A 12,207-nucleotide genomic window follows, 5' to 3' on the forward strand; every position below is an offset into this window, starting at 1 on the left:
AGTGCGGGCGGGATTTGCGCCGCCCGTTCGTCTCGGCGTACATGGCGCACATCGTGTGCGCCCACCTGGGGAGAGGTGACGATGATCCGTTCGCTACGCGGCGCGATGTTCGTGCTGGCTTGTTCGGTGTCCGCCATGGCATCCGCGCAAACCGCTGCAGTCCGACCGATTGACATCCCGGCCGGTGACCTGGTCACCGCGCTGGATACCCTGGCCCGCCAGTCCGGCGCGCAATTCATCTACCAGGCCGACCAGCTCAGGGGCCTGCGCACCTCCGGCGTGCACGGCACGCTGTCGGCGGACGCCGCGCTGGGGCGGTTGCTGGCCGGCAGCGGCTTCACCGTGCACCGCGACGACTCCGGCGCCGTCGTCATCGTGAAGGGTGCCGGCCAGCCGGCCCAGCCGTCGGCACCGCCGGCCCCGGCCAGCAGCCGCAGCGCAGCCGTCGCGGATCCGCAGGAGGCTACCAGGCTGGAGGAGATCCAGGTCACCGGCTCGCGCATCCCGCGCGCGCAGGTCGAGGGGCCGGCGCCGGTCACCGTGATCACCGCCAGCGACATCAAGGCCAGCGGCTTCGCCAGCGTGCCCGACGTGATGCGCGCGATCACCCAGAACAGCGGCGAGACGCAGAGCCAGCAATCCTCCAGTGGCGCCGATTTTTCGCCCGGTGCGGAGGAAGTGGACCTGCGCGGACTCGGCCCCAACCACACCCTGGTGCTGGTCAACGGCCGGCGCATCGCCGACTTCCCGCTGCCGTTCAAGGGCCGCAGCAACTTCACCGACATCTCCAACATCCCGATCGGCATGATCGAACGCATCGAGGTGCTCACCGGCAGCGCCTCGGCGGTGTACGGCTCGGATGCGATCTCCGGCGTGGTCAACTTCATCCTGAAGGATCACGCCGACGGCACCACCATCGACCTGCGCTACGGCGACACCACCCGCGGCGGCGGCGCGTCGACCAAGCTGAACTTTTCCACCGGCTTCTCGCACGGCGACTTCAACCTGGTGTTCGGCGCCGAACTGCTCGCGCAGCAGCCGCTGTGGGCCTACCAGCGCAAGATCCAGGATTCCACCGCCGACGCGCCCACCGCGCGCTCGCGGGTGCCGCGGCGCACCTTCCTCAACGGCGACTGGAACGACGACTACATCGACCCGGGCCAGGCCGCCTGCGATGCGCTGGCCTACCTCAACGGCGGCACCACGGTGTACGCGAACCGGCCGCGCTACGGCAACTTCTGCGGCAGCGCCGAGTCGATCGGCTACGGCACCATCCTCAGCCAGCGCCGCGGCATCAACACCTACACCTCGGCCAATTTGAAGATCAGCGACACGCTGTCCTGGTTCGGCGACATGCAGCTGGGCTACAGCAAGGTCAGCCTGTTCCGCGACGTCGAGCAATGGAACTACCAGGCACCCGACGGCAACGAGGACGGCTATTTCTACAACGCGCACAGCGGCGGCATCGAGAACTGGTACCGCCAGTTCACGCCGGAGGAAATGGGCGGCCTCGGCCGCGGCATGATCGAGAACACGCAGCGGACCTTCAGCCTGACCACCGGCTTCAAGGGCACGTTCGGCGAACGCTGGGACTACGAGGCCGCGCTCAGCCATTCGCAGTACAAGGCGCTGATCAGCTGGCCGCAGACCGTGGCGTCGAAGGCCAACGACCTCTACCTCGGCCCGCAGCTCGGCGTCGACGCCGACAGCGGCCTGCCGATCTTCGACGCCGACCCGGCCCGCCTGTACACGCCGCTGACCCGCGCCGAGTACGACTCGATCACCGCGCGCACGAACTACCACCCGGAATCGCGCAGCGACACGCTGGCGTTCACCCTCACCAACACCGACCTGTTCCAGCTGCCGGCCGGGCCGGCCGGCTTCGCCGGCGTGGTCGAGGTCGGCAATCAGGCCTACGACCTCAACCCCGACCCGCTGGCCACGCAGTACTACTACTACAGCTGGAAGGACTCCGACGGCCACGGCAGCCGCAACCGCTGGGCCGCCGCCGGCGAACTGCGCCTGCCACTGCTGGACACGCTCAACCTGAGCTTGGCCAGCCGCTACGACCAGTACCGTTTCTCCGGCCACAAGACCGGCAAGCTGACCTACAGCAGCGGACTGGAATGGCGCCCGTTCGACACCCTGCTGCTGCGCGGCTCGTACGGCACCGCGTTCCGCGCGCCGGACCTGCACTACGTCTACGCCGGCATCGGCAACGACGAGACCTCGGGCAACGACTACTACCGCTGCCGCACCGAGGAACCGGGCGTCGACATCACCGACTGCGACTATGCGGGCGAGGGCCTGATCCGCACGCGCCAGGGCAATCGCGATCTCGATTCCGAGACCAGCACCTCGTGGACCACCGGTTTCGTCTGGTCGCCGACGCCGCACCTGGACTTCTCGGTCGACTACTTCAACATCCGCATGCGCAATCAGGTGCAGGACCTCAGCACCGACCGCATCCTGCAGCTGGAAGCGAATTGCCGCATCGGCAGCGACATCAACGGCAACCCGGTGGATGCGAATTCGCCCAGCTGCGTGGACGCAGTGGCGCGCGTCAACCGTAATTCCGGTACGGGTCGCCTGTACGGCATCTACGTCAACCCGATCAACGTCGCCAACGAGCGCACCAGCGGCATCGACGCCAGCGCGCACTACAAGCTGGAAACGGCGATCGGCACGTTCCGCCTCAGCGGCAACCACACCTGGACCCGCAACCACCTGTTCCAGCAGTATCCGGGCGACGCCACGCTGGACGAGCTGGCGGTCAACAGCGGCTTCGACATCCCGCGCGAGAAAACCAGCGCCAGCGTGTCGTGGGAGCGCAAGGCCTGGTCGGCGACGCTGTTCGGCATGCGCCTCGGGCGGCTGCCGAACTCGGATTCGTACGACCAGATCGTGGACACCTCGGCCGGCGAGCCGGCCTGGGTCCACGCCACCTACCGCTACAACGCCTCGATCCAGTACAAGTTCAGCGACCACGCGCAGCTGTCGCTGGCGGTGGACAACCTGTTCGACAAGATGCCGCCGCGCGACCCCACCTACACGTCGTACCCGTACTACGACATCTCGTGGTTCGACGCGGCCGGGCGCAGCTACTACCTGCAGTTCACCTACAAGTTCGGCGGCAGCGCGCTGTAACCCCGTTGCCTGGCCGCAGGAGCGCCATGCGTGCTTCTGCGGCTTCGTCGGGCGGGCAGTGCCCGCCCCCGACGAAGCCCGGTTGTCGGTGCGTCAGACGTTGAACAGGAAGTGCAGCACGTCGCCGTCCTTGACGATGTATTCCTTGCCTTCCTTGCGCAGGCGGCCGGCCGCCGCGGCGCCGGCCTCGCCCTTGTACTGGATGAAGTCGTCGTAGCCGACCGTCTCGGCGCGGATGAAGCCGCGCTCGAAGTCGGTGTGGATCACCCCGGCGGCCTGCGGCGCGGTGGCGCCGCGCTTCACCTGCCACGCGCGCACTTCCTTCACGCCGGCGGTGAAATAGGTCTGCAGGTCGAGCAGCTTGTAGCCGGCGCGGATCACCCGGTTCAGGCCCGGCTCGGCCAGGCCCATGTCCTTGAGAAACTCGTCGCGATCGGCCTCGTCGAGCTGCGCCAGTTCCTCCTCGATCGCCGCGCACACCGGCACCACCTCGGCGCCCTCGGCGACGGCGCGCTCGCGCACGGCGTCCAGCAACGGGTTGTCCTCGAAGCCGTCGTCGGCGACGTTGGCGATGTACATCAGCGGCTTCAGGGTGAGCAGGAACAGGTCGCGCACCAGCGCCTTCTCTTCCTCGTCCAGGCCGACGCTGCGCGCCGAGCGGCCCTCGTTGAGCGCGGCAGCCAGCTTCTGCAACACCGGCTTGCGCGCCATGGCTTCCTTGTCGTTCGCCTTGGCCGCGCGCTCGGCGCGGTTCAGCGCCTTGTCCACCGACTCCAGGTCGGCCAGCGCCAGCTCGGTGTCGATGGTGTCGATGTCGGAGATCGGGTCGACCTTGCCGGCGACGTGGATCACGTCGCCCTCGAAGCAGCGCACCACGTGGGCGATCGCGTCCACCTCGCGGATGTGCGCCAGGAACTTGTTGCCCAGGCCTTCGCCCTTCGACGCGCCGGCGACCAGGCCGGCGATGTCGACGAACTCCACCGCGGTCGGCACCACCTTCTGCGGGTTGACGATCTCCGACAGCGCGTTCAACCGCGGGTCCGGCACCGGCACCACGCCCACGTTCGGCTCGATCGTGCAGAACGGGAAGTTCGCCGCGGCGATGCCGGCCTTGGTCAGCGCGTTGAACAGGGTGGACTTGCCGACATTGGGCAGACCGACGATGCCGCATTTGATGCCCATGGATTTGATTCCGGGAATAGGGAATAGGGAGTAGGGAATAGGGGCAGCGGGATACGGAACGCCTTGGCGATTCTCTATTCCCTATTCCCTATTCCCTGCCGTGTGCAACTGCTGCATCGCCTTGTCGAACTGGCCGTCCACCGCCAGCGGCAGCACGTCCAGCGCGCGGGCGATGCCGTCGAGGATCGCATCCTCGTCCGTGGCCGACGGCCGGCCCAGCACCCACGGCGTGACCTGGTCGCGGTGGCCGGGATGGCCGATGCCCACGCGCAGGCGATGGAACTTGCCGTGGCCGAGGTGGCCGATGATGTCGCGCAGGCCGTTCTGGCCGCCGTGGCCGCCGTCGAACTTCAGGCGCACGGTGCCGGGCGGCAGGTCCAGGTCGTCGTGCGCGACCAGGCACTGCTCCGGCTCGATCTTGTAGTAGCGCAGCGCCGAGACCACGGCGATGCCGCTCTTGTTCATGAAGGTGGCCGGCTTCAGCAGCCAGACCGGTTCGCCGCCAAGGCGCACGCGGCAGGCTTCGCCGTGCAGCTTGCCGTCGAAGGCGAAGCGCTCGCCCTGCCCGCCGGCGAGGGCATCAACTAGCCAGAACCCGGCGTTGTGCCGGGTTCGGAGGTATTCGGCACCGGGATTGCCCAGCCCGACGATGAGTCGCAAACCAGCCATGCGGACAAGCAGCAGTGACGACCCGCGCGCCAGCGGAGCGCGGGTCGACGCGGCTTACTTCTTGTCGTCCTTCTTGGCCGGCGCGGCGGCGGCAGGAGCCGCTGCCGGCGCAGCAGCCTCGTCGGCCGGCGCTTCCTCGACCTCTTCCTGCACGGTGTTGGCCGTGACCACGGCGATGTCGTGGCCTTCGCCGCCATGCGCCGCGACCAGCTCGACGTTCTTCGGCAGCTTCAGCTGCGACAGATGGATGATGTCGCCGGGCTTCAGGTCGGCCAGGTCCAGCTCGATCGACTCGGGCAGGTCCTTCGGCAGGCAGGTGATTTCCACTTCGGTCAGGTTGTGCGAGATCACCACGCCGGAGGTCTTCGCGGCCGCGGACTTTTCCTTGTTCAGGAAGTGCAGCGGCACGCTGACACGGATCGCTTCCTTCTCGTTCACGCGCAGGAAGTCCATGTGCATCATCAGCTGCTTGAACGGGTGCTTCTGCCAGTCGCGCACCAGCACCTTCTGCACCTTGCCGTCGACGTTCAGGTCGAGCACCGAGGAGAAGAACCACTCGTTCTTGGCAGCGAGCAGGATGGTGTTGTGCTCGATCTGGATGCTCTGCGGAGCCTGATCGCCGCCGTACACGACGGCCGGCACGAAGCTCGCACGACGCAGGCGGCGGCTCGCACCTTTCCCCTCGTCCTTGCGGCTCTGCGCCTTGATTTCATGAGTCTTGGACATTTCGTTGCTACCTTGGTTTTTTAAGAACCGCCTCGCGGCAGTTGCGTGACTTTTCCGCGACCAGAAAAGCCGGTGATGCCGGACGGCTGAGCCGCCACGGCGAAAATCCGTGGATCAATCCACATACAGCGAGCTCACCGACTCGCCGAAGGCGATGCGGCGAATGGTTTCGGCCAGCAGCTCGGCGACCGAGAGCTGGCGGATCTTGGCGCAGGCCTGCACTTCCGGGCGCAGCGGCAAGGTGTTGGTGACCACCAGCTGGTCGAGCTGGGAGCCTTCGATATTGCTGATCGCCGCACCCGACAGCACCGGGTGCACGCAGTAGGCAACCACCTTGCGGGCGCCGCGCTCCTTCAGGGCTGCAGCCGCCGCACACAGCGTGCCGGCGGTGTCGACGATGTCGTCGACCATCACGCAGGTCTTGCCGTCCACGTCGCCGATGATGTTCATCACGGTCGACACGTTCGCGCGCGGCCGGCGCTTGTCGATGATCGCCAGGTCGGCGTCGTCCAGCCGCTTGGCGATCGCGCGCGCGCGCACCACGCCGCCCACGTCCGGGCTGACCACGATCAGGTCGTCCATGCTGTGGCTGCGCCAGATGTCGGCCAGCAGCACCGGCGAGGCGTAGACGTTGTCGACCGGAATGTCGAAGAAACCCTGGATCTGGTCGGCATGCAGGTCCACCGTCAGCACCCGGTCGACGCCGGCAGCGCCGATCATGCTGGCCGCCAGCTTGGCGGTGATCGGCACCCGCGCCGAGCGCGGCCGGCGATCCTGCCGGGCATAGCCGAAGTACGGGATCACCGCGGTGACGCTGGCCGCCGAGGCGCGTTTCAGCGCGTCGGTCAGCGCCAGCAGCTCGAACAGGTTGACCGCGCTCGGCGCGCCGGTCGGCTGCAGCACGAACACTTCCTGCTTGCGGACGTTTTCCTCGATCTCGATCTGCACTTCGCCGTCGCTGAACGTGCCGACCAGCGCCTTGCCCAGCGGCACGCCCAGGCGATGGGCGACATCCTCGGCCAGGGCACGATGTGCGTTACCGGTAAACAGCATCATCGGGGTGGACGTGTCCACAGTGGTTACCTCGAAAACTTGGCCATCATGAAATGGCTGGGGCGGCAGGATTCGAACCTGCGAATGCGGGAATCAAAATCCCGTGCCTTAACCAGCTTGGCGACGCCCCAGTGGTATGTGTGTATCTGCTCGTGCCTGATCCGTCTCTGCCGCCGCCGTCACGCCGCGCCCCGGTGGCGCGCCGATGCCTCATGCAAGGGCGACACGTCGACACCCATGGCGACATGCGCCGTGAACGCCGCCGGACATTGCCGTGCCACCGCCTGCGCCCGCTCCAGCGAACGCAGTTCCAGGAACACGCAACCGCCGCTGCCGGAAAGCCGCGCCTGACCGAAGCCGCCCAGCCAGTCCAGCGCCGCGGCCACCTGCAGGTGCCGCGCGCGCACCACCGGCGCGAAGGCGTTTTCCGTCGTTTCGCCGGAAGCAAAGGATGAAATTGTCGCCCGCGGGGCATTTCGTGTCAATTCAGGCGCTTGAAAAAGCGCGGCTGTCGGCACCGGCTCGTGCGGGTCGAGCACCACGTAATGGCGCGGCGGCAGGGCCAGCGGGGTCAGCTGTTCGCCCACGCCTTCGGCCCACGCCGAACGGCCGCGCACGAAGACCGGCACGTCGGCACCGAGCTGGCGCCCCAGTTCCGCCAGCGCATCCTCGTCCAGGCCCAGCTGCCACAGCTGGTTCAGCGCCATCAGCACGCTCGCCGCGTCGGAACTGCCGCCGCCCAGCCCGCCGCCCATCGGGATGCGCTTGTCCACTTCGATGTCGGTGCCCACCGGCGTGCCCGCGTATTCCTGCAACAGCCGCGCCGCCCGCACCGCCAGGTCGGCGGACTCGGGCACGCCCGGCACCTCGCGCGTGCGCCGGATCAGGCCATCGTCGCGCACCCGCAGGCGCACCTCGTCGCCCCAGTCGAGCAGGCGGAACACCGTCTGCAGTTCGTGGTAGCCGTCCGCCCGCCGCCCGACGATGCGCAGGAACAGGTTCAGCTTGGCCGGCGCCGGCCATATCGTCCATTCGCCGGGCGCAGACGGCGGCAACGGCCGGCTCATGAACACGCGCAGATCGTCGGGGAAGCCGTTCTCGCGATCGCGCTGGCGCGCAAACGCAAACGACGGATCGTTCTTGTCGACCGTGGCGAAACCGTGTTTCGCGTAGAACGGGGCATTCCACGGCACATCGGCCAGCGTGCCCAGGTCCACCCGCCGGTAGCCGGCCGCACGCGCCCATGCGCAGGCGTGTTCGAGCAGGGCCGCACCGATGCCGCGCCGGCCGTACTCCGGCAGCACGTCGATCTCGGCGACGCCGATCGCGCCGCCCGCCAGGTCCGTATCCAGCCAGACGAAGCCGACCGGCGCGCCCGTTCCGTCCAGCGCCACCCAGACCAGGCCGCGGCCGATCGCTTGGCGCAGCAATTCCGGCGGAATCGACACGGCCGCGTAGCTGCTCCACGCCGGGTGGCCGCGGAACAGCTGCACGGCCTTGCGCTCGATCGCGCACAGGGCCTCGACCTGGCTGGGGTCGGCACGTTCGATCGGGAAGGACATGCGGGTTCTGATGCTGCTGCGACGGTCAACGGGGCGCCAAGCCTAACCCATCAGCGGAACTGCCAGGACTCGATCGACAGCTTCACCTTGTACGGCGCTTTCGCGGCGAACACCTTCGTCGGCAGCGGCGGCCGACGCGCGTCGTCCCATTCGCGGTAGTCGACCGTCCAGCCATCCTGCTGCAGCAGCGAGGGCAGCCGGTTTTCGCCGAAGCTCAGTTCGGCCGGGCCGCTGTCCGCGCGCAGGCCGAGTACCCAGGCACGCAGGTCGCGCAGCGGCACCTCCCAGCCGAGTGCCTTGCGCATCAGCGCCTCGGCATCGGGCCCACGCAACGGGCCGTGCGCCATGCCTTCCAGCAGGGCGCCGTCCGGACCGCCGCTGAGGCGGAAGTTCATGCCGCTGATCGCCGGCCCGCGCAGCACGAACTCGTACTGATCGCCGTTCTGGGTCCAGCTGAAGCTGCCGCTGCCGCCGTCCTTGCCGTTGGAAACGCCGAGCCGGCCCTGCAGCACCCAATGATCGGCCTGCGCCAGCGCCCGCTCGCGCGCGAGCTGAGCGCCGAGCAGGCCGGCGTCGCCCTTCACGCGTACCGCCTGCGGCACGCAGGCGGCAAGCAGCAACGGCAGGGCGACGGCGAGGAGGCGCAGCCGCCTCATGGATGCAACCGCTTCAGGGTTTCCTGCAAGGCGACGTTGTGCGGGTCGAGCTTGCGCACTTCATCGAAGACTCGTTGCGCATCCTGCTGGTGACCCTGCTTCCACAGCACCTCGCCCAGATGCACGCCGACGTCGGCGTCCTTGCGCGCCAGCCAGGCGTTGCGCAAGGTCTGCGCGGCCTGCTCCAGGTTGCCCTTGCGGTACTGCAGCCAACCCCAGGAATCGGCAATCGCCGGGTCGTCCGGCTTCGCGGCGCGGGCGGCGCGGATCAGCCGCTCGGCCTCGGGCAGGTCGCGGTTCGCGTCGGCGAGGGTGTAGCCCAGCGCGTTGCTGGCATCGACATCGCCCGGCTTGATCTTCAGCAGATGCTGGAAATCCTGCACCGCCTGGTCGATCTGGCCGGCCTCGGCATAGGCCAGGCCGCGGCCGTACAGCAGCCCCGGGTCGTCCGGCACCACCTGCAGCGCGCGGCTGAACGCGGCCTCGGCCTTCGCGTAGTTCTGTTCGCGCAGGTACAGCTCGGCATCGGCCTGCCAGGCCTGGCGCAACTGCGCGGGCTGGTCGAGATAGGCCAGCTGCAGCTGGCCCAGCAATTCATGCGCATCGGCGCGCTTGCCCTGCGCATGCAGGATCATCGCGCTGCGCAGGTCGGCGTCGAACGCGTGCTCGTCGGTGTCGCCCACCTGGTCATACCAGGCCAGCGCCTCGGCCTCGCGATGCTGCATCTCGGCCAGCTGGCCGAGCAGGTAGGCGCTGTTTTCGCGAACCTCGGGCGGCGCCTTCTGCAATTCCCGGTACAGCGAGGCCAGCGCCTTGTCGTCCCGATCATGCGCGGCCAATCCCGCGCGCATGGCATAAATGTCGGCGTTCTGCGGACCATGCGCCAGCAGCTTGCTGGCACCGGCATAGTCGCCGGCCTGGCTGAGCATGCCGGCATAGGCCAGGCGCAGCTGGGCATTATCCGGCTCCTTCGCCAGCGCCTTCTGCAGCAGCGCGCGGGCGCCGTCGTGGTCGCCGTCCTTGAACTTCATCTGCGCCGCCCAGGCGTAAGTCTCGGCGCTCTTGAAGTGCCGCATCGCGGCGTCGGCGATCTGCACGGCATAGGCATGCCGGCCGAACTGGTCGCCCAGCTCGCTCATCGCCAGCCAGGCGCGGGCGTCGCCGGGCAGGCGCGCCGGCGTGGCCAGCGCCTCCAGCAGGCGGGCCGCCTGGGCCTGGTCGCGGGCGCCCACCAGCACGCGGCCGAACTGGCGCCAGGCGTCCTTGTCGCCGCTGCCGATCAAGAGTTCCAGCTGGCGTCGCGCCTCGGCGGCATCGCCGCGGTCCAGCGCCAGTTGGGCCCGCGCCTGGGCCATCGCGGCGGGCTTGGCGCCCAGTGCCTGCCAGCGATCCAGCGCGCGCCGGGCGGCCGCGGCGTCATGCACGGCAATCGCCAGCCCGGCGGCGCGCTCGGCCACCTGCGGGTCGTTGCTCAAGGCCATCGCCTTGTCGTAATGGCCGGACGCGGCCTTCAGGTCGGTGCGGGTCAGCGCCATCTCGCCGGCCAGCAACTGCGCCAGCACGTCGTGATCGGCATCCGGCGTGACCACCGTCAACCGCGCCAGCGGTTGCGGCGAAGAGGCCGTTTTCGGGGCGGAACGCAGCGGCGCGCCGGCACAGCCGGCCAAACCCAGCGCCAGCGTCGTTACTGCCGTAAAATGCCGCAGTTGCTTGAACTTGCCCGCACCGCTCCGCACACTACTCTCCATTCACATGCCCGTTCTGGTCGCCCGAGTCATCACCTGGCGACGTTGCGCCAAGCTTAGCCTACGCCGCCGGATCCCTGCCGCCGAGATGTTCCCGCCACCATGCCGCTGATCGCCCTTGGGCTCAATCACCTCACCGCGCCGGTCAGCCTGCGCGAACAGGTGGCGTTCGACGCGGACGCCGCGGGCGAGGCCCTGCACGAGCTGGCGCGCGAACCCGGCGTGGAGGAGGCGATGATCCTGTCCACCTGCAACCGCACCGAGCTGTACGTCGGCGTCGCGGCAGGCGCGGAGGACATCCCGCAGGCATGGCTGAATCGTCATCACCATCTGACCCCTGGCAAGCTGGATGAGTTCCTGTACCGGCACGACGAGGACGACGCCGTGCGCCACATGTTCCGCGTCGCCACCGGGCTGGACTCGATGGTGCTGGGCGAGCCGCAGATCCTCGGCCAGGTGAAGGACGCCTACCAGCTCGCGCGCGAGGCGCAGTCGCTGAAGGCGCCGATGGATCGCCTGCTGCAGCACACCTTCGCGGTGGCCAAGCGGGTGCGCACGGACACCCGCATCGGCGCGCACACGGTGTCGGTCGCGTTCACCGCGGTGCGCCTGGCCGAGCAGGTGTTCACCGACCTGAAGCACGCCTGCGTGCTGCTGATCGGCGCCGGCGACACCATCGAACTGGCCGCGCGGCACCTGGCCGAGAAGCAGGTGCGCCGGCTGATCGTCGCCAACCGCACGCCGGAAACCGCGCAGGAACTGGCCGGCCGCCACGGCGGCTACGCGATCGCGCTGGCCGACCTGCCGCAGCACCTGGCCGAAGCCGACATCGTGATTTCCTCCACCGCCGCGCGGCAGCCGATCGTGACCCGAACCTGTGTCGAGCAGGCCATGGCCGTGCGCAAACGCCGGCCGATGTTCATGGTCGACATCGCGGTGCCGCGCGACATCGAGGCCAGCGTGGGCGAGCTGCCCGACGTCTATCTCTACGGCATCGACGACCTGCGCCAGGTGATCGACGACAACCTGCGCTCGCGCGCCGCCGCCGCGCACGAGGCCGAGGCGATCATCGACCTGCAGGTGGAGCGCTACATGGCCTGGCGCCGCGCGCTGACCCTGAGGAACCCGGCCGTCGACATGCGCCAGCATGCCGAGGTCTATCGCGACGAGGTGCTGGGCAAGGCCCGCGCCATGCTGGCCCACGGCAAGTCGCCCGACGAGGCGCTGGCCTTCCTCGCCAACACGCTGACCAACAAGCTGCTGCACCACCCCAGCGCGCGCCTGCGCGAGGCCGCGCTGAACGGCGATCTCGACCTGCTGCACGCCGCCGGGCGGCTGTACGGGCTGGACGAAGAAGAGGCCGGGACGCGGGGCGAGTAGCGAATGCGGCTGGCTGCCGCTCGTCGTGCCCCGGTCACCGCGGTGAAGCCGCTGCTGCTTTGCCACTCATCTCCCGCCACTTGTCTC

The 12,207-nt window shown here is 68.6% G+C and carries 9 protein-coding genes and 1 tRNA gene; 2 read left to right on the forward strand and 8 right to left on the reverse strand.

Annotated features, from left to right (window positions below):
• Nucleotides 1-81 precede the first annotated feature (81 nt).
• Nucleotides 82-3,147: a TonB-dependent receptor gene (locus KK131_RS04325; RefSeq protein ID WP_214555466.1), complete on the forward strand. Its 3,066-nt coding sequence runs from the start codon at nucleotides 82-84 to the stop codon at nucleotides 3,145-3,147.
• Between the two features lie 93 nt (nucleotides 3,148-3,240).
• Here the strand turns inward: KK131_RS04325 and ychF are convergent, their stop codons facing one another.
• The 8 genes from ychF to KK131_RS04365 all read right to left on the reverse strand — a co-directional run bounded on the left by ychF (nucleotide 3,241) and on the right by KK131_RS04365 (nucleotide 10,743).
• Complete coding sequence (gene ychF / locus KK131_RS04330; RefSeq protein WP_214555467.1) at nucleotides 3,241-4,329, reverse strand: redox-regulated ATPase YchF; 1,089 nt, start codon at nucleotides 4,327-4,329, stop codon at nucleotides 3,241-3,243.
• Between the two features lie 81 nt (nucleotides 4,330-4,410).
• Nucleotides 4,411-4,998: an aminoacyl-tRNA hydrolase gene (gene pth / locus KK131_RS04335; RefSeq protein ID WP_214555468.1), complete on the reverse strand. Its 588-nt coding sequence runs from the start codon at nucleotides 4,996-4,998 to the stop codon at nucleotides 4,411-4,413.
• A gap of 54 nt (nucleotides 4,999-5,052) precedes the next feature.
• Entirely contained in the window at nucleotides 5,053-5,724 is a 672-nt protein-coding gene (locus KK131_RS04340; RefSeq protein WP_214555469.1) for a 50S ribosomal protein L25/general stress protein Ctc, read from the reverse strand.
• Nucleotides 5,725-5,838: 114 nt separating this feature from the next.
• The gene (locus KK131_RS04345; RefSeq protein ID WP_214556646.1) at nucleotides 5,839-6,780 is read right to left on the reverse strand and encodes a ribose-phosphate diphosphokinase; all 942 of its coding nucleotides are present in this window, start codon (nucleotides 6,778-6,780) and stop codon (nucleotides 5,839-5,841) included.
• Nucleotides 6,781-6,831: 51 nt separating this feature from the next.
• Nucleotides 6,832-6,908: transfer RNA gene (locus KK131_RS04350), tRNA-Gln, on the reverse strand.
• Nucleotides 6,909-6,956: 48 nt separating this feature from the next.
• Complete coding sequence (gene ispE / locus KK131_RS04355; protein ID WP_214555470.1) at nucleotides 6,957-8,339, reverse strand: 4-(cytidine 5'-diphospho)-2-C-methyl-D-erythritol kinase; 1,383 nt, start codon at nucleotides 8,337-8,339, stop codon at nucleotides 6,957-6,959.
• 50 nt (nucleotides 8,340-8,389) lie between these two features.
• Nucleotides 8,390-8,995, reverse strand: a complete 606-nt coding sequence (gene lolB / locus KK131_RS04360) for a lipoprotein insertase outer membrane protein LolB (protein ID WP_214555471.1) — start codon at nucleotides 8,993-8,995, stop codon at nucleotides 8,390-8,392.
• Nucleotides 8,992-10,743, reverse strand: coding sequence for a tetratricopeptide repeat protein (locus KK131_RS04365; RefSeq protein ID WP_250887062.1), 1,752 nt, complete (start codon nucleotides 10,741-10,743; stop codon nucleotides 8,992-8,994). The genes lolB and KK131_RS04365 overlap by 4 nt, the downstream gene beginning before the upstream one ends.
• A 99-nt stretch (nucleotides 10,744-10,842) precedes the next feature.
• On the opposite strand from KK131_RS04365, the gene hemA reads away from it, so the two are divergent.
• Nucleotides 10,843-12,120, forward strand: a complete 1,278-nt coding sequence (gene hemA, locus KK131_RS04370) for a glutamyl-tRNA reductase (protein WP_214555472.1) — start codon at nucleotides 10,843-10,845, stop codon at nucleotides 12,118-12,120.
• The last annotated feature ends 87 nt before the right edge of the window (nucleotides 12,121-12,207 follow it).

This window comes from Rhodanobacter sp. LX-99 (genome assembly GCF_018599185.1).
In the GTDB taxonomy this organism is placed as follows: domain Bacteria; phylum Pseudomonadota; class Gammaproteobacteria; order Xanthomonadales; family Rhodanobacteraceae; genus Rhodanobacter.